At 52.3% G+C, this 17,319-nt stretch carries 17 protein-coding genes; 5 read left to right on the top strand and 12 right to left on the bottom strand.

The annotated features are described in order from the left end of the window. Entirely contained in the window at nt 1-234 is a 234-nt protein-coding gene (nqrM, locus tag PsAD5_RS06355) for a (Na+)-NQR maturation NqrM (protein WP_057465444.1), read from the top strand. 54 nt (nt 235-288) lie between these two features. Here nqrM and PsAD5_RS06350 read toward each other — a convergent pair whose 3' ends face one another. Both PsAD5_RS06350 and PsAD5_RS06345 read right to left on the bottom strand, forming a co-directional pair. After that, a complete protein-coding gene (locus tag PsAD5_RS06350; protein ID WP_108820489.1) occupies nt 289-738 on the bottom strand; it encodes a hypothetical protein in 450 nt (149 codons plus the stop codon). A gap of 96 nt (nt 739-834) precedes the next feature. Next, nucleotides 835-1,050, bottom strand: coding sequence for a hypothetical protein (locus PsAD5_RS06345; RefSeq protein WP_063291484.1), 216 nt, complete (start codon nt 1,048-1,050; stop codon nt 835-837). 437 nt (nt 1,051-1,487) lie between these two features. Between PsAD5_RS06345 and PsAD5_RS06340 the strand changes: the two genes are divergently transcribed. The 3 genes from PsAD5_RS06340 (at nt 1,488) to PsAD5_RS06330 (ending at nt 4,947) form a co-directional block, all read left to right on the top strand. After that, nucleotides 1,488-3,332 (top strand): DEAD/DEAH box helicase, encoded by a 1,845-nt coding sequence (locus PsAD5_RS06340; RefSeq protein ID WP_063291483.1) that lies wholly within the window; start codon nt 1,488-1,490, stop codon nt 3,330-3,332. Nucleotides 3,333-4,051: 719 nt separating this feature from the next. After that, a complete protein-coding gene (locus PsAD5_RS06335; RefSeq protein ID WP_063291482.1) occupies nt 4,052-4,360 on the top strand; it encodes a type II toxin-antitoxin system TacA family antitoxin in 309 nt (102 codons plus the stop codon). Next, on the top strand, nt 4,357-4,947 hold the full coding sequence (locus tag PsAD5_RS06330) for a GNAT family N-acetyltransferase (RefSeq protein WP_244272066.1): 591 nt from the start codon (nt 4,357-4,359) through the stop codon (nt 4,945-4,947). The genes PsAD5_RS06335 and PsAD5_RS06330 overlap by 4 nt, the downstream gene beginning before the upstream one ends. A gap of 136 nt (nt 4,948-5,083) precedes the next feature. Here the strand turns inward: PsAD5_RS06330 and PsAD5_RS06325 are convergent, their stop codons facing one another. From PsAD5_RS06325 to PsAD5_RS06280, 10 genes are all read right to left on the bottom strand, one after another. After that, nucleotides 5,084-5,410, bottom strand: a complete 327-nt coding sequence (locus tag PsAD5_RS06325; protein WP_063291481.1) for a hypothetical protein — start codon at nt 5,408-5,410, stop codon at nt 5,084-5,086. A gap of 387 nt (nt 5,411-5,797) precedes the next feature. Then, a complete protein-coding gene (locus PsAD5_RS06320; protein ID WP_063291480.1) occupies nt 5,798-6,718 on the bottom strand; it encodes an RES family NAD+ phosphorylase in 921 nt (306 codons plus the stop codon). A 60-nt stretch (nt 6,719-6,778) separates the two neighbouring features. Then, nucleotides 6,779-7,846 carry a hypothetical protein gene (locus PsAD5_RS06315; protein ID WP_063291479.1) on the bottom strand — a complete coding sequence of 356 codons (1,068 nt, stop codon included), beginning with the start codon at nt 7,844-7,846 and terminating at the stop codon, nt 6,779-6,781. Between the two features lie 122 nt (nt 7,847-7,968). Further along, nucleotides 7,969-8,445, bottom strand: coding sequence for a YaiI/YqxD family protein (locus PsAD5_RS06310; RefSeq protein ID WP_057465450.1), 477 nt, complete (start codon nt 8,443-8,445; stop codon nt 7,969-7,971). A gap of 72 nt (nt 8,446-8,517) precedes the next feature. Beyond that, nucleotides 8,518-9,837, bottom strand: coding sequence for an amidase (locus PsAD5_RS06305; RefSeq protein ID WP_208986924.1), 1,320 nt, complete (start codon nt 9,835-9,837; stop codon nt 8,518-8,520). A gap of 164 nt (nt 9,838-10,001) precedes the next feature. Then, on the bottom strand, nt 10,002-10,385 hold the full coding sequence (locus PsAD5_RS06300) for a CesT family type III secretion system chaperone (protein ID WP_063291477.1): 384 nt from the start codon (nt 10,383-10,385) through the stop codon (nt 10,002-10,004). After that, entirely contained in the window at nt 10,375-11,256 is an 882-nt protein-coding gene (locus PsAD5_RS06295) for a hypothetical protein (RefSeq protein WP_063291476.1), read from the bottom strand. The genes PsAD5_RS06300 and PsAD5_RS06295 overlap by 11 nt, the downstream gene beginning before the upstream one ends. Nucleotides 11,257-11,551: 295 nt before the next feature. Beyond that, the gene (locus PsAD5_RS06290; RefSeq protein ID WP_063291475.1) at nt 11,552-14,005 is read right to left on the bottom strand and encodes a Tex family protein; all 2,454 of its coding nucleotides are present in this window, start codon (nt 14,003-14,005) and stop codon (nt 11,552-11,554) included. A 146-nt stretch (nt 14,006-14,151) separates the two neighbouring features. After that, nucleotides 14,152-14,601, bottom strand: a complete 450-nt coding sequence (gene rpiB, locus PsAD5_RS06285) for a ribose 5-phosphate isomerase B (RefSeq protein WP_063291474.1) — start codon at nt 14,599-14,601, stop codon at nt 14,152-14,154. A gap of 46 nt (nt 14,602-14,647) precedes the next feature. Further along, nucleotides 14,648-15,757 (bottom strand): ATP-dependent DNA helicase, encoded by a 1,110-nt coding sequence (locus PsAD5_RS06280; RefSeq protein WP_057465454.1) that lies wholly within the window; start codon nt 15,755-15,757, stop codon nt 14,648-14,650. A gap of 179 nt (nt 15,758-15,936) precedes the next feature. Between PsAD5_RS06280 and PsAD5_RS06275 the strand changes: the two genes are divergently transcribed. Beyond that, on the top strand, nt 15,937-17,313 hold the full coding sequence (locus PsAD5_RS06275; RefSeq protein WP_063290476.1) for a glutamate decarboxylase: 1,377 nt from the start codon (nt 15,937-15,939) through the stop codon (nt 17,311-17,313). Nucleotides 17,314-17,319: the final 6 nt, after the last annotated feature.

Genomic DNA, 17,319 nt, shown 5'->3' with positions numbered 1-17,319 from the left:
ATGGCAACTTTCATCATCGCGTTTATCGTGCTGGTCCTGGTCGTAGCAGGAATGGCTATTGGCGCCGTTTTCAGAAACAAGCCGATCACTGGCAGCTGCGGCGGCTTGAACGCCATTGAAGGCGCAGACCACTGCATCGTCTGTAAGCGCGAAGTTGACCCAAACAGCCCGCTTCGTGAAAAGCTGCAGCCGTGTAAGCGTAAGCAAGCGATGGAAGAGCAAAGCGCAGCTTAATCACCATCCATTTCAAAACGTTCGAGGGGCCGAAAGGCCCCTTTTGCATGCCTGCTATTTGCTGTCGGTATAATCTCGCGCAACGTCCGGCCCTTCACCGCCAATCAGCTTGGCAAAGAACCCGGCAACGATCCCGAAGCCGACACCAATGGCAACAAAGCCAATACCAAGAAACAGACTACCGAGCGTCGGAAACAACCCCTGCCCGATCGACGTCAAACTATCCCCGCCAATAAGCCAGAGCAGCAAGTTCATCCATCCGCAAATGAAACCGCCAGAGAACCAGCTCGGCATGATGGACTTCAGCAAGGGCAGATAGTTTATGACCCCGATCAACGCCACCAGGCCACCAAGCGTAATGCACCACAGGATCAGGCCGAACTGAACCACAAACGAAACATTCAGGTTAAGCAACGCGATAAGGTAGAGGCACAGGAGCCCAAAAGCCAGGCCAAACAACTTGGCTGTAATACCGCGTCTGATCAATGATGGCTTCGAAAACATGCTCTTGGCTCCAATAGGTTTCTCGCGGCAGACCTCTGCCATTTGAGAGCTATCATATACCAAGGCTCTTAAAACTAGTTTTCTGCAACCAGAAAGTTATCTGCTCGCCCAGCCAAAATCAAAAACGCCGAACACCAGCAACAGAAAGCTCGACAAGGCAAGCAAGCCAAAAACCCAGCACCGCAGTTTCCATCTGGCGCCTTGAAGCTTCCAGGCGTCTCTGAACAGACGGCCACTCAGAATGAACACAACAAGTAGGACCACTCCAACCCATGAGGGCATTGCGCCAAAGAAGTTTGAGAGCTGATCCATTTCGCCTCCGTCTGTTAATCGCCCCTCTTTAGTTCTGCCCCACGAAAAAGGCAAATAGTCTTAGCGTAAAGCTGAAATCACCGTTCAGTTCAAAAATCAAAGCACCCAATTCCTCAACAGCACTTAGGTGGCAAACACGCGATTTATCTATCACAATCACCCGTGATACTGCTCTCTTAGACCCTGTATTCTAGCCATTTTCTCGAAGCTTAGGACCTCCAAACCACGGCAAACTTACATGTACCTTTCATATCTATTTTTTATATCTCATTGACCTTTTCACGAAGTCAGACTACAAGGCCCACGAAGAAAAGAGCTCGCTTGCCATTTGCCGCCTCATGGTCCTCCGTTATGGTTTCATGAGTGAGCGGAAGCGATGGGTAGGGCAACAAAGCTCTTGCTTTATAGATAATGACCCTCCTCGAAAGAAATACTAAATGACGATACCTGAAGGGGTTGCCCCAGCGCTTTCTACCGCACTAGAAAAGCGCGAATACACGTCTCTAACCCCGGTCCAGACAGCCGTTCTTGATGAAAAACTGAAAGGCAAAGACCTTTTGGTTTCTGCTCAGACAGGCTCTGGTAAAACAGTTGCATTCGGCATCGCTATTGCGCCGGAACTGCTGGGTGATGAAGAGCGTATGGGCCGTGCGAACGAACCTCTTGCATTGTGTGTTGCGCCAACCCGTGAGCTGGCTATCCAGGTTTCTAAAGAACTGGAATGGCTCTACGGCGAAGCCGGTGCTCGTATCACCACTTGTGTTGGTGGTATGGATATGCGCCGTGAACGCCGCAATCTTTCTGCAGGCGCACACATCGTAGTCGGCACCCCAGGCCGCCTGCGTGACCATATTGAACGTGGTTCCTTTGATACTTCCTCACTTCGCACAGTTGTACTGGACGAAGCAGATGAAATGCTGGACCTTGGCTTCCGTGAAGACCTCGAATTCATTCTTGGCGCTGCACCACAAGAACGCCGCACTCTGCTGTTCTCCGCAACTGTTCCTCAGCAGATTGAAAGCCTCGCAAAACGCTTCCAGCGTGATGCACAGCGCATTTCAACAGTAAGCAACCGCGAACAGCACGCTGATATTGAATATCGCGCAATGCAGGTCGCACCAAACGACCGTGAAAACGCGATCATCAACGTCCTGCGTTTCTACGAAGCTCAGAACACCATCATCTTCTGCGGCACCCGCGAAATGGTGAAGCACCTGTCTGCACGCCTCGGCAACCGTGGCTTCGCAGTTGTTGCTCTCTCCGGTGAGCTGAGCCAGGCTGAGCGTAACCACGCTCTTGGCGCTATGCGTAATGGCCGGGCCCGCGTTTGTGTGGCAACCGATGTTGCTGCACGCGGCATTGACTTGCCAAACCTGGATCTCGTGATCCACGCAGACCTGCCAAACAACGCAGACACCCTGTTGCACCGTTCTGGCCGTACTGGTCGTGCAGGCCGTAAGGGCGTTTGTACTCTGGTTGTCCCACACACCCGCCGTCGCACAGCAACACGCCTTCTTGGCTTTGCAAAAGTGAAAGCGGAATGGGCTCCAGCGCCAACAGCCGATGAAATTCGCAACAAAGACCGTGAGCGCATCCTTGCGTCCTCCGATCTGCAGGAAGCACCGAGCGAAGAAGATCTGCCAATGGTGAAGGAACTTCTTGAGAAGTTCACCGCTGAGCAAATCGCAGCTGCTTACATGCGCCAGATCCATCAGGGTCTGCCTGCACCAGAAGAACTGCTGGCAACAAGCAACAATTTCGATAGTGAACGCGAGCGCAAGCCACGCAAAGACTTCGACAACGGTGTTTGGTTCCGCCTCAACGTCGGTCGCAAACACAACGCTGAACCGCGTTGGTTGCTGCCAATGATCTGCCGCGCAGGTCACATCACCAAAAAAGACATCGGCTCCATCCGCATCTTTGATGCAGACGCCCGTTTCGAACTCGACGCAAAACTTGCTGACAAGTTCTTGGAAACTGTCAAAGAAAACGGCACTGGTGAAAAATCAATCACCATCACCCGTATCGAAGGCAATCCAGAGCGCAGCAGCAGTGGTCGCCCAGGTGGCAATCGCAACAACCGCGGTGGCGGTAGTGGCGGCGGTTACCGTGGTGAAGGCGGACGCGGCGGTGAAGGCCGTGGTCGTGGTCGTCGTGAAGGCGGCGGTGGCGGTGGCTACCGTGGTGGCGAAGGTCGTGGCCGTGGTGGTGAAGGCCGTGGTCGTGGCGAAGGCAAGCCAGGTGGCGGCAAGAGCTTCCGCGATAACCGCGGCGGCGAATAAGCCTCACAGACATCGTATCTCCGAAAAGTGGAAACCGGTTTTCGGATAAAGATACGCCCAAACAAAAGCTAATGCAGTTCATCTGCTTAAACGTGAACTGCTTTAGCAAGAATTGAAAAACGGGCCTTCGGGTCCGTTTTTTTATGCCTGATGTCTACCTCTCCCCACAAACACCAATAGCACCACATGGCCATCCATGCAGTGGTGAAGCTTTGGTCCCCGTTAAACGGGTGGAGCAAGGCGAGCAGGCGTTGCCTGCGCTACTTGTTAAATTAGTTTCTTCGGCATCAGCTACTCGCCTCGCCCGGGCCTTTTATCATGAACACGCGGGCTCCCTCTCGGACAGACGTGAATGACACGTTCCCGTGTCACCGGCACATCTCTGTACCATTGGCAGTTTCCTGCCACCACCGGACGCCCTCCGGAACGACCCCAAACTCCCTATACCACTGTGGCCTCAAAAGGGTATGGCGCTTCACCGGACCTCCCGACAAGATACGTTACTTCTCACCGGCAGCCCAACCCCACCCACGCCGCGGAATGGACGGTCCACCCCTGCCCGATTGCGTGGGCACAAAACTAAGATAAATCCAGAAACAGCAAGGGGAATAAGTTTTTGCTCAACCACAGCCTCCAGCCATAAAGTGCACCTTTCTTGACTCGTACGCACATGTGACGTACAAAATCACAAAGGCGACACAGGCCAAAGGAGGCACGCGATGCTTGGATTCAACGACGAAACCGAAGAGATCAAAGGCCGCAACACGGAGCGAATGAACTTCCGCACCAAGGCCCCCATCAAGGCGGCTATACAGCATGCTGCAGCATTGTCGGGCGTGGACGACTCCACCTTTACGATGAGCGCCGCCCTGCGAGAAGCAGAACGCGTGATTGAAGCGCATGAGCACACCCGCCTCGAAGCGGTCGACCATGCTGCCTTCACTGCTGCTCTGGAAACACCACCAGATCCAAATGAAGCACTCGTCACCGCAGCAAAACGCTACAAGACACGAGTGACCAGCCGTTGACGGACGTAAGCGTTCAGGAAAAGTCGTCGTCTGCGGATGGGGCTGAAACGCAGTTTTTTATTGAAGCTTTCGATCCTGAGAAGCATGACAGAGCGAACTTTTCTTGCGGCGTTGAACAGGTCGACAACTATTTTAAAAAGACAGCCAACAAACTCAGGAATGCAGGCAACACGTCAATATACGTGATGGTCAGCTCCAATGGAGACACAGCAGGTTTCTATGCCATGAATGCCCATGCAGTTCATTATCAGGACCTTCCGGGTAAATACAAACGGGCAGCGCCGCGTCATGGTTCAATTCCTGCCGTGTATATCTCGATGATCGGCAGAGACATCCGCTACCGGGGGCAAAAGATTGGAGAAGACCTTCTGATCGATGCCTTATGCCGTGCTTCTCGCGCATCGCAATCTGGCTATGCTGCTGCTGTAATCATGCTTGATGTATTCGACTGCGGAAACCCGGAGAAGGTCGCCAGCAGAAAAGCAATCTATGAGAGACTTCAGTTTCAAAGCCTCCCATCTACCCCCCTGCGCATGTTCATGCCCATGAAAACTGCAGATATCCTCCGCCAAGAACTTGGTACCTAAAGCGTATCACTGGAAAACAGCCACTCGAAGATGCTGGCCTGCGGGCACACTTCGCCCGGCCGCAGACCAGCAGGACACTCATGAAGGGCTGTGCAAGGGTAGTTGAGGCAGCCCTTGGAGTGCCGTTCACAGTGATCTAATCAAGAGACACAATATTGGTTTCGACCGGAGGTGGAGAGGCGACGCTGCGTGTCGCGTGACCGGAAAATCCTTTAGGGAAGGACGTGCCGGACAACGCATCGGTTAAAATTCCGCAGGTCTTATCAAGTGCCTCTAGGCGGCTACATAAAGCGTAGTGCAAAGTGAATAAAACGTCACGTTCACAACTGTTCTTCATCCGCTCGCTCAGCACCAGATGCTGCACATAAGCAAGGTTCTGAAGATCAGAAACAGCAACGTTTATTTCATCAAATTCATTCTGAAGAGTATTTGTGGCGCCACAGGCGCATGCAGTGTCGTCCATAATCAAAGCCCTCACGTGGTTGGCTGTTGAATGAACCGCACGACACTGGGCTTTCTACGGCCCACTGGCGAGCGGGAGGGTAGAAACCTGACCACGGCAGGCGGGTTTATTCCCCTCCGAAGAGGGTATTGTATTCACCGCCCTCCCGCTCATAGCAAAGGGTTTGCGCCTTCAGAAAAAAGGCACAAAAAATCCGCCAGTTACGGGTGCGGCTACCGCGTGGAAAGGAGGTTTCTACGCCTCACATATGAATGTGGAATGGAACCGCCCACCTGTCAACGAAAAGTTGCAGAAGGGAAAGAGGTGTTGCTTCGAGGATACGATTAGAAAATTGCAAGCCCGACTGCAAGCACACACTAAGGTATCACTTTCAACGGAAGGAATGTTCTATTCATAATTAAGCTCCAGCTTTCTAGGAGGAACTAATACAGCATTTCCAGATTGATCTCTAATATCCCAAGGCTGTCCTTCTGCAGGAACAGTAAATTGCAAAAAAGGCTGCTGTGCATCTAGATGGATATCAGTGCCACTGTCGCTCCAAATGATTTTATTTCCTTCAAATGTCCGGGATTGCTTCAGTACTGATGTCTTAATTCCTCTATCTGTAACTTCATCGACACGATGGTATTCACAGGCGACCAACGTCATTGCCTCATCAATAAACTCTGTAGGGAAAACATAATTGACCTGAATTTTTTCAGCACTTGGATAAGCAACTGATCGATAACAAATAATTGTATGCTTTGAGTGTTTTAGATGGTCTGGATAAGCAAGCTCTTTTATCCGCGCTGAAATCCCCTGAGTTTGAGGGTAATAAAGATCTGTCTTTTCATAAAAGTATTTGTTGATCCGTTTATGAAGTCGCCTATGAGCAGGTGAGTATTTCGCATCTGATGGAATTAGCTTTGCCTGTTTTGCTTCCTCGATATTAAAGCCAAGCGGCACAATTATTATTGGAACTGATGTGCGCCATAATCCCAAGCCTAGATGAGCTCCAACTTTGATACCAGCCTTTTGCTCTGAAAAGATTGTTCCTAAATCATCAGCACAATAAAATACTGAAGACCCTTCTCTATTGCACCTCCCCGCCGTTGCCCAACGAGCAGGTGGGTAAGACAACCAAGAAGTATCATCTTTTCTTTCCTCGCCCCAATGTACTGAGCGAACAAACTCTGCTCCTGCTGGTACCGAGGGCCCATACATATGAACGCCACTTGCTAGTATTGCAAAATTCTTCTTCGCAATATCTTCCGACTTAGCTCTTTCAAGAGATGCATATGCATTCTGTACTTCTGCAAACTTGGGCAACGTATTTTTCCCTAATACTCTTTTGAGATTATGGACCTCATTCTTTCAATCACTTGGCCATTAGTCAAAACAGCTCAGAACATCTCTCTCAAAATACGGCTCCTGGTTGACCCAGAACATGTAGTCTACCTTCATAAAGTCTTGCGCAAAAGCATGAAGTAGCGGCACGATATTCTGATCATTTTCAATCACTTCAGTTGTGCCCGTTCGTCCCGTATAGTTGCCATCCTGAATAGCAATTCCGAGAGGCGCGGAGTACGCCCGCTCATGCATCATGGCGATGGTATGGTTCAGCTGACCACGCCGCTTGACCATAAGGTCCGGCGCACCCAAACCAACACCAATGCTTTCGCCATACTCATAGATTGAGTTCAGATAACCCTCATCTTCGAAGGGAAGCCACTCACCCGGCATAAAGTTCGCATACTGCATCGTAACCGATGTCGGAAACGCCGCCTTCATCGCGGACATATTGCTCTTCAGAGCTTCAGAGTATCTGGCCGGACTGAACTGCTCATCATCCTCAGCCGACACTCCAATGGCAGTCTCTTGCAGATTGATACCCTCAATCCGCCCGTCAAAGGCTTGCCCCAACGCCTGAAGAAGCTTGGCAAACCGCTCCTGCACCTTGCTGTTCCACCGCTTAGCAACCCAGCCTTCCGGCTCGTTGTTATCGTTAAACTGATAAACAGCACCGCCTGCATACTCATCAGAAAGAATGTAGTCAGGAACAGGGACATAGTCTGGATTAAACGAAGCATCCTGAAGCTGGACGAACAGCGTCTTGCCTTTGGACTCCAGATACGCCAGATCCGCTTCAATCAGAGAGAAATCATAGTTTCCCTCGGAGGTTTCAAGCGCACGCCACGGATACATGATCTGCGCACCTGCAAACCGGGAGCTCTCCAAAAACGGATGCTCCTCAATCGCTTCACGGTCTCTGGCGAAATAAACAAAGTGTTTGATGCTATCCTGAGCAATGGGGCAAGTAGCACCCAGATACTCTTTGTAAGCCTCTGCATACCGATCTGCAGGATTCTTCCACTTGGCGAATGCAGATGGAGACGAAAAAGAAAAAAGCGCAACAAAGCCTAAGGCAACACAATTGCGCACGCTGATAACTGGCATAGGGAAACGACCTGACGTCTATCGAGAGTAGAGCCCCAGAAAAGCGCTCAACTTTGTCGACAAAGAGGCCTACAGCACATCATCGCCAGTTTTCACAGAGCTTAATGGCAAACAGCATCCCGCTATACCGAAAACCCCTGACGCTTCAGCTGCTGAATGATCTGATCGATCTTCTGCAAAAACTGAGATCGGTCTTTCGGTGAGAACGGGCGCGGACCACCTGTCTGCTCCCCAAAACTGCGCAAGTCTTCCATCAGGTTACGTGTTGCCAGCGCCATGCCAATGGAAGCTTCATCAAACACTTTTCCTTTAGGGGAAAGCGCAAGCGCACCAGCCTTCACCACACGGTCAGCCAGCGGAATATCCTGCGTCACAACAATATCACCCGGAACGGCCCGCTCGGCAATCCAGTCATCCGCAACATCAGGCCCATCAGGCACGATCACCCGTTCCACGTCCATGTCACGAGGCGTGTTGATGAAACTGTTGGCAACAACAAACACCTTCAGACGATACCGGTCAGCAACCTTGTAAATCTCGTCTTTGACGGGGCATGCATCCGCATCAATATAAATAAGTATCTTCTTAGCGCTGGTCACAGCAGCTCTTCTCCTGCATCGCAGCGTATTCCCGAAAAGTGGTTCCGGTTTTCGGAGAGGAATACGCTCAAATCAGCCCTTTAGTCGCGCAGGAGCGATCACTTTGTCAATCAAACTTGCCATTTCAAGCACATGCCAATCACGTCCAGCCCGCTCAATCAACATCAAACCCGTCCCCGGCATGCCATGCGGGTTCATGGGAATAGTCGCAGCACACCCATCAACCCAGTTCACAGCACGCGTGTTCTGCGAAAGCTGAGAGCCAAATTTCTCCGGATTGCTGTCAACATCCTCAAGCAGCGGAGCAACAATCGGCACCGTCGGCGCAATCAGAATATCAAACTTGCCTGCCATCTCTTTAAAAGCACGGATAGCTTCCACACGCTTCGAGCGCGCCTCTTCCATCTCTTTGCTCGTCACCTCAGTTGACTTGAGGATCCGCTGAACCACATAAGGATCACCAGTCTCTTTGAGACCTTCCAGATACCCGCCAACCAAAGCAGTGGTCTCGTAACTGCAAATCGTCCCAAGAAAAGTTGCGCTATGACACAAGACAGGCTCTGAAACCGGCGCGATGATAGCACCCGCATCCCGGATCGCCTGCATCGAGCGATCAAAATCCGCACTTACCTGCGTATCCAGCCCCTCAGCCAACGGCGAAGCAACAAGCCCCACATGCAATCCATCAAGGCTCTTTATCCTGCGCGGAGCAAGACATTGCCCCGAAAGCACAGCATGCAAACGGGTACACATATGTATTGATCGCGCAATAAAGCCGACCGTATCAAAGGATGGACAAACAGAGAAAAGACCCTTGGTCGAAATCGCCGCCCGCGTCGGCTTAAACCCGTAAAGCCCATTAAGCGCTGCCGGAATTCGCACAGACCCGCCAGTATCCGTTCCCAGAGCCGCATCACACAGCCCCAGCCCCACACTTGCAACAGCCCCCGAGGATGAACCCCCGGGAATGCGTGCAGGATCAATCACATTTGCAGGGGATCCAAAACAGGGATTAAGCCCAAGCCCCGTAAAACCCAACTCACTCATATTGGTACGGCCACAGGTAAACGCTCCTGCAGCTTTCAGGGCAGAGACCACCTTAGCATCTTCACAAGCCGGAGCCCGCTTGCGCAGGAACGGCGAGCCAGCACTGGTGACAATGCCAGTTTCATCAAACAGGTCTTTGAGAGAAACGGCCACGCCATGCAAAGGCAACGAGTCATGCGCTTCTTTCTGCCGCTGATCCGCAGCTTCAGCAGCGCGCATAATTCTCTCTGCATCAAACTCCAGAAACACACGCTCTACACATCCATCAGGCAGGTCCATTGCCCGATCAATATATCGGCGCGCGACATCTACCGCTCTGAAATGTATACGAGGATCTGTCGACAAGTTATCTCCACTCATCACGCATGCATATTTATCGCACTTTGATGGTTGTCGCCTGTTTTCCTCGTCAGTTCAATCATCTCCAAACAAAAGAGATACCAGTCTATTAATCTGTCACTGCGAAGCGCAGCAAAACTACAGTGTATCGCCGAAAAATGCGAACTGCTTTAGTTCTGGGCAGTGAGGGATGAAGCAGCAGAACCAAGCGCCTCAACGCTCTCCAGCAAATCTGGCAAAGACAATCCACTCAGCGCAATACGAGACCACAACACCACAGAGTCATCATCCCCCTGCCCGACGATAATCGGATGGCCCAAAAGGTCAGGCAGGTTCAGTTTCAGCATGCTGCTTTCACTCAACCCCTCATGAATGGCCTCACGCTCAACCCGCACCAGCAGTTTAATATAGTCTGGCTCATTGCCCACAAAGTACATGCTGCGCGCACCATCAACATCTACCTGATAGACCTCATTCTCATCATACTCGTTGATCAGGTACTGCCTCATGAGGTCTTTCATCAGGTGATGGAAGTTCACATTGTTAGAAGCCATGCTTTTTCCCAGCCTTCAGCCCCTCAAACTTCTCATGGAAGTATTTCGCAGGAATCTCATCCGCTTGAACAGTCTCTGTAGTCCAATCAGTCACGTAGGTAGTCGCAGGATTTTCCGTGGTACTGAGGCTTGAAAACATAAATTGAGACCTGGAATTCTGCTCAACAATAAAACGCTCAAGCTTCTTACCCGGCGCACTAGGAACATCCAGCGATTTAAAGAAGCCCTGAATTTCCTCAAAGGGCACTGGCTTTAGCCCCTCAATATCCAGAGATAAAGCAGGCTTTGGCCCGGCACGCGTCCACGACACCACGGTTGGCGCTTCACCCATGATACTCTGTTTCCCGTCCTCAAGACGAAAGGCCCCCGGAAACGTCGGCCATGCATCAACAACAACAGCCTCTTGCGTAGGGTCTCTGGGATCACCAATCATGCAAAACGCATGATCAACCATTGAAGAGGAAACACGAGCCACTGGGCGGTCTGTTTCTGATGCCGCCAGAAGCTTGTAACTAACCTCGGCATGCCCGGAACAGTTGCCGGCCTGCACACGGACTGAGCTTTCAGCCAACCCACCATGCTGCGGGGCTTTCGCCAGCCCATAATTGGCACGCAGATAACTCTCACCACGCGAAGCGAACACCTCCGGCGTCAAATTACCTGCACCAAATGGAAGCAACTGCTTGGTCTGCCAAATGACTTTTTGTACAACTTTCAGGTCCTCAAAGGTCTGCGCGGAAACGCGAACCTCCTTCCCCTGAAAATCCCCTAGATACTTCTGCGCTTTCTTTACAGTTGTGAAGTTAACAGCATCAGGCGTCTCAGCAGTATTAGAACGAAGACAATGAACAAGCGAGGCAAAGGACGGCACTAAATTCTCCCATTACACAACCTAAGATAGAACACACATCTCAAGATCAACAGTAACAATGAGAGAAATTCTAACTGTGAGATTCAGCACAGGGATCGATTACATTAACTTGAAGAAACACCAGGAGGAAAAATATAATTACTACAACATCATGATTTTAAAAAGCTTTGCCAATTCTACACCTCTGGTCGATCAGGCATAAAAATAAAAATTATTTAAAATACAGAACTCCTAACAAAAAAGGAGCCCGCCAGCAGAACCAGCGGACTCCCCGAAAAACTGATTGGAAGCAGACTTACCGTTTAGGCTTGTTAAACGCCGCTGCCAGAGCCGCTGCCATGGCATTGTTGCTACCGCCGCTCGTATCAGCTGGCTTATTGCCACCACGATCACCCCCGCGCGGTCCCCCACCACGGTTGCCGCCATTCGGACGACTACCGCCGCCCGGACGACCTCCACCCTGGTTACGGTTACCACCCCGGTCAGCCTGTCGTTCCCGCGCATTCTCACGAGCATCCGCACTGTCCTTGCGCATGGTCAGGCCGATGCGTTTGCGGGCAACGTCCACCTCAACAACACGCACCTTCACAATATCGCCCGCCTTCACAACCGTATGCGGATCATCCACGAACCGGTCCGCCAGCTGAGACACATGCACCAACCCGTCCTGATGCACGCCGATATCAACAAAGGCACCAAAGTTCGTCACATTGGTAACCGTTCCTTCCAGCATCATACCCGGCTTCAAGTCCTGCATGGTCTCAACACCATCTTGGAACGACGCTGTCTTAAACTCAGGCCGCGGATCACGTCCCGGCTTTTCCAACTCTGCAAAAATGTCCTTTACAGTCGGCAGACCGAACTTCTCGTCCGTAAACTCTTTTGGGTCCAGATTGCTCAGCAGGTTGGAGCCCATGATCTCACGAATATCGCGACCACATGCTTTGATAATCTTCTGCGCAAGTGGATACGCTTCTGGGTGAACAGAGGACGCATCCAGCGGGTTCTCGCCATCCGCAATCCGCAGGAAGCCCGCACACTGCTCAAACGCCTTTGGCCCAAGCCGTGCAACCTTCAACAACTGCCTGCGGTTTTTAAAGGTGCCAACCGTATCACGATACTCAACCACCGCCTTCGCAAGGCCCTCTGTCAGGCCGGAGATATGCGCCAACAGCGGAGCAGATGCCGTGTTGAGGTCAACCCCAACCGCGTTCACCGCATCCTCAACCACGCCATCCAGCGAGCGGGCAAGCTTGGTCTGGTTCACATCATGCTGATACTGCCCGACACCAATGGACTTCGGCTCAATCTTCACCAGTTCCGCAAGCGGGTCCTGCAAACGGCGACCAATAGAAGCCGCTCCGCGCAAAGACACATCCACATCCGGCATCTCTTTCGCAGCCAAAGCAGAGGCGGAATAAACCGAAGCCCCTGCCTCGTTCACCATCACCTTGGTTGGGCGATGTTCTGCTGGAATATCCTTCAACAAATCTGCAGCCAAACGATCTGTCTCACGGCTGGCAGTCCCGTTACCAATCGCAATCAGGCTCACGCCATGCTTGGCAACCAATGCCCGTAAGGTGGCAAGTGAGCCCTGAATGTCATTGCGTGGCTGGAACGGGTAGATCGTGGCGGTATCAATCAATTTGCCTGTTGCATCAACAACAGCCACCTTCACCCCGGTCCGAATACCGGGATCAAGCCCCAGCGTCGCACGCGGTCCAGCGGGCGCTGCCAACAACAAGTCTTTCAGGTTACGAGCAAAAACCTTGATCGCTTCTTCTTCCGCCTTGTCGCGCAGCTCGCTCATCAGGTCCAGCTCAACATGAAGGCCAATCTTCACCTTCCACGTCCAGCGACACACATCAGAAAGCCACTTATCAGCAGGGCGGCCGTTGTTCACGATGCCCGCCGCATCAGCAATCATCTGCTCCACTGGCTTCACAGCGGAAACATCATCCTCATCCACCTTCAGGTCCAGCGCCAGAATGCCCTCATTGCGACCACGCAAAAGCGCTAGTGCCCGGTGGCTCGGAATACTCTTCCAATTCTCAGAGTAACCAAAGTAGTCAGAAAACTTTGCGCCTTCCTGCTCTTTGCCAGCAACAACTTCTGCCTTCACAGCACCCTGACGCGCCACATAATTACGCAGTTTACCAACCAGCTGAGCGTTCTCAGAAAAACGCTCCATCAGGATTTGCCGAGCCCCATCCAGCACCGCCTTGGTGTCCGCAAAGCCCTTCTCCGCATCAACAAAGCTGCCTGCCTCACTCTCGGGGGTCTTGTTCGGATCACTCAGCAGCAGATCTGCCAGCGGCTCAATGCCAGCCTCACGGGCGATCTGCGCTTTAGTGCGGCGCTTCTTTTTGTAAGGGAGGTAAAGGTCTTCCAGAGTAGCTTTGTTGTCTGCACCTGCAATCTGTTTTGCCAGCTCGTCGGTGAGTTTGCCCTGCTCTTCGATGGATTTCACAATCGCTTTGCGGCGATCTTCCATCTCACGCATATAAATCAGGCGCTCTTCCAACGTACGCAGCTGCGTATCATCCAATCCACCTGTCGCCTCTTTACGGTAACGCGCAATAAACGGAACCGTAGACCCTTCATCCAACAACTGCACCGCAGAATTCACCTGCCCCGGCGCACAGCCAATTTCACCCGAAATACGCTGAGAAATCCGCAAAGCAATATCAGCAGAAAGCTTACCCGCTTTGGCAGGAGAGGAAGAAGCAACAGACGTCAGATCAGACATTCAAATCTCGCAGGCTTATTAAAAACAGATGCCCACCCTAGGTCCCCAATGCGGGCAAAACTAGGTGCGAGAAGGGAATATGAACAGAGAAAGGAGATGTAGTTTTATTTAAATTAACGTCCCTCTCTTCGGTCACTCAATCAGCGCTAAACTTCCAACGCTTCAATCATCTCCACTCGCATCGCATGTCGCCCACCCTCAAACTGAGCGGAAAGGAATGCATCCACGATATCGAGTGCAACTCCTTCGCCAATCACGCGGACACCCATAGAAAGCATGTTGGCATTGTTGTGCTCGCGGATCATACGAGCAGAGAATGTGTCGCTACAAACCCCGCAACGGATGCCTTTAACCTTATTCGCCGCCATCATGATCCCTTGGCCGGTACCGCACAACACAATCCCGAACCTGCAATCACCAGAAGCAACAAGTTGCGCAGCCGCTTCACCATGCTTTGGATAGGGTGTGCTTTCAGGCGTTGTCGGTCCGATGTCGACAACCTCCCATCCCTTCGCAGCGATATGAGCCGCCACAACTTGCCGAAGCGGAATACCTGAGTGGTCGCTTGAAAGAACGATGCGTTTGTTGGTCGTCATGAAATAGCTTTCCCGTTTAGCAAGGCACTTTGACGGCAAAGGGTGGTTACCGCACCACCGTAATCTTCTGCGCTGCACGGGTCACGGCCGTATACAGCCAGCGCGTCTTGTGTTCGCGGAAAGCCCAGCTCTCGTCAAACAGCACCACATCATCCCACTGAGAACCCTGGGATTTGTGCACGGTCAGGGCGTAGCCGTAGTCGAACTCGTCGGCGCGACGACGGATGGCGTAGGGGAGTTGTTCGCTGCCTTCCTCAAACATCGCAGGCAGCACTTTCACCCTGATCGCCTTCTTGGAGATGTCATCCTCTGATGTAACATCAAAGCGCAGCGTGTTACCGCGTGGCGGACGCAGACGGGAGACTTCCCAGAGGCCACCATTCAGCAAGCCTTTGGTCTTGTCGTTACGCAGGCACACCAGTTTGTCACCCACGGACGGCATCTGTGTCGTGATACCTTTCAGGTCCCGAATCCGGCCGTTATAAAGCCTGCGCGTCTTGTTGGTCCCCACCAGAACCTGATCAGAGGCAAGGATCCGTTCTTTGTCGATGTCCCTACGGGAGATCACAGAACTGTCGCCATATTGGCCAAAGTCCAGCTCTTGCCCATCGCGAATATCCATGGACATGCGCACAATCGGGTTGTCTTTCGCCTGACGATGAACCTCGGTGAGCATGATATCCGGCTCGGTCTCGGTGAAATACCCACCACCTCGCACCGGCGGCAACTGTGCAGGATCACCCAGCACAAGCACCTTTTTACCAAAAGAAAGCAGATCGCGCCCGAGTTCCTCATCCACCATGGAGCACTCATCAATGATGATCAGGTCCACTTTCGCGGCAGGGCTGTCGCGGTTAATGGCGAACTGAGGGCTCTCATCCTCGTCCTCATCATCCTTCTTGGTGCCCTTTGGGCGGTAGATCAATGAATGGATGGTCGAAGCATCTGCACAGCCCTTTTGGCGCAGCACATGCGCGGCCTTACCGGTGAAGGCGCCAAAGGCCACCTCTCCATCCAGCCCCTCAGCCAGATGGCGAGCCAGTGTGGTCTTACCGGTACCGGCATACCCGAACAAGCGAAACACCTGCGGCCCGTGCGAACGGGACCAGCGCGCCACTTCAGTAAGTGCATCATCTTGTTGCGGAGACCAATCCATTCCAGACCACCTGTAATAACTTTCTCAAACCAGAATGAGTAATAAACGAAGCTGACCTGAAACGCCCTCGTTTTCTTAAAAAGGTCAACAGGACACTCCAAATTGAACCTGTGAAACTTACGCGGCCTTCAGGCACTGACGCTAGGGTTGCATCAGCCAATCATTTTCGGAGCAACCTCATGCCATTGTGGAAGACAAGTGCCAGCGAAAGTCCAGACATTTACGCCACGGCCCGCGCAGTTGAAGGACTTGCTAAGGAGCACATTCCAGAAACCGGAATGAGCCCGGAAGAGGCCTACAACCTTGTCCGCGACGAGCTCTATCTGGACGGCAATGCACGGCAAAACCTCGCCACTTTCTGCACCACATGGGTAGAAGATGAAGTCCACAAACTTATGGCCGATTGCATCGACAAGAACATGATCGATAAGGATGAATATCCGCAAACAGCAGAGATTGAAGCCCGCTGTGTTCATATCATCGCCAGTCTCTGGAACTCCCCGGAAGCGGAAGAAACAATCGGCTGCTCAACCACAGGCTCTTCTGAAGCCGCTATGCTGGGCGGCCTCGCCCTCAAATGGGCATGGAGAGATCGCCGCAAGAAAGAAGGTAAGCCCTACGACAAACCCAACATGGTGTGCGGTCCGGTTCAGGTTTGCTGGCACAAATTTGCCAAGTACTTCGATGTGGAGCTCCGCCAGATCCCTCTCAGCGAAGGGTCTCTCCATATGAGGCCTGAGCAGCTGAAGGACTACGTGGACGAAAACACAATCTGCGTCGTCCCAACCCTTGGTGTCACCTTCACCGGTGTTTATGAACCCGTAAGGGAAGTCTGCGAGGAGCTGGATAAGATCCAGGCTCAGACAGGTCTGGACATTCCGGTTCACGTAGACGCCGCATCCGGCGGGTTCGTTGCTCCCTTCCTGCATCCAGAGCTGCTGTGGGATTTCCGCCTCGATCGCGTAAAGTCCATCAACGCCTCCGGCCACAAGTTCGGTCTCGCACCGCTTGGTGTTGGCTGGGTGATCTGGCGCGATAAGAAAGAACTGCCGTCTGATCTGGTGTTCAACGTCGATTATCTGGGAGGCAACATGCCCACCTTCGCACTGAACTTCTCACGCCCCGGTGGTCAGATCGTCATCCAGTATTACAACTTCATGAGACTAGGCTGGGTAGGCTACAGAGACATCCAGTCAGCCTGCGCTGAGAACGCTCAGTATCTCGCTGAAAAGCTGGCAGGGCTACCGGAACTCGACATTCTGTATGACGGCAATGGCGCCCTGCCCTGTGTGTGCTATCGCCTCAAACACCCGGAAAAAGCCCACTATTCGCTCTACGATCTTTCAGAACGGGTGCGCATGAGCGGATGGCAAATCGCTTCCTACCCACTGCCAGCAGACATGCACGATACGGTCGTCCAGCGTATCATGGTACGCCACGGCGTCTCCCATGACGCAGTAGATCAACTCTTTCTGGATATCCGTAAGGCTCTGAACTATCTGGACAAAAACAACATCAAATGGTCAGAGGCAGGGCCAAGCTTCTCTCACGGGTAGAGCATA

The sequence above is a fragment of the Pseudovibrio sp. Ad5 genome, from assembly GCF_001623095.1.
In the GTDB taxonomy this organism is placed as follows: domain Bacteria; phylum Pseudomonadota; class Alphaproteobacteria; order Rhizobiales; family Stappiaceae; genus Pseudovibrio.
This window is presented reverse-complemented; position numbering and strand designations above follow the sequence as displayed.

What these genes read in the sequence shown, in the direction of transcription:
- PsAD5_RS06300 (WP_063291477.1), bottom strand. Translation starts at nt 10,385, where the DNA reads ATGGCTTCTAACAATGTGAACTTCCATCACCTGATGAAAGACCTCATG.
- PsAD5_RS06280 (WP_057465454.1), bottom strand. Translation starts at nt 15,757, where the DNA reads ATGGATTGGTCTCCGCAACAAGATGATGCACTTACTGAAGTGGCGCGC.
- PsAD5_RS06340 (WP_063291483.1), top strand. Translation starts at nt 1,488, where the DNA reads ATGACGATACCTGAAGGGGTTGCCCCAGCGCTTTCTACCGCACTAGAA.
- PsAD5_RS06290 (WP_063291475.1), bottom strand. Translation starts at nt 14,005, where the DNA reads ATGTCTGATCTGACGTCTGTTGCTTCTTCCTCTCCTGCCAAAGCGGGT.
- PsAD5_RS06275 (WP_063290476.1), top strand. Translation starts at nt 15,937, where the DNA reads ATGCCATTGTGGAAGACAAGTGCCAGCGAAAGTCCAGACATTTACGCC.
- PsAD5_RS06345 (WP_063291484.1), bottom strand. Translation starts at nt 1,050, where the DNA reads ATGGATCAGCTCTCAAACTTCTTTGGCGCAATGCCCTCATGGGTTGGA.
- nqrM (WP_057465444.1), top strand. Translation starts at nt 1, where the DNA reads ATGGCAACTTTCATCATCGCGTTTATCGTGCTGGTCCTGGTCGTAGCA.
- PsAD5_RS06335 (WP_063291482.1), top strand. Translation starts at nt 4,052, where the DNA reads ATGCTTGGATTCAACGACGAAACCGAAGAGATCAAAGGCCGCAACACG.
- PsAD5_RS06350 (WP_108820489.1), bottom strand. Translation starts at nt 738, where the DNA reads ATGTTTTCGAAGCCATCATTGATCAGACGCGGTATTACAGCCAAGTTG.
- PsAD5_RS06315 (WP_063291479.1), bottom strand. Translation starts at nt 7,846, where the DNA reads ATGCCAGTTATCAGCGTGCGCAATTGTGTTGCCTTAGGCTTTGTTGCG.
- PsAD5_RS06325 (WP_063291481.1), bottom strand. Translation starts at nt 5,410, where the DNA reads ATGGACGACACTGCATGCGCCTGTGGCGCCACAAATACTCTTCAGAAT.
- rpiB (WP_063291474.1), bottom strand. Translation starts at nt 14,601, where the DNA reads ATGACGACCAACAAACGCATCGTTCTTTCAAGCGACCACTCAGGTATT.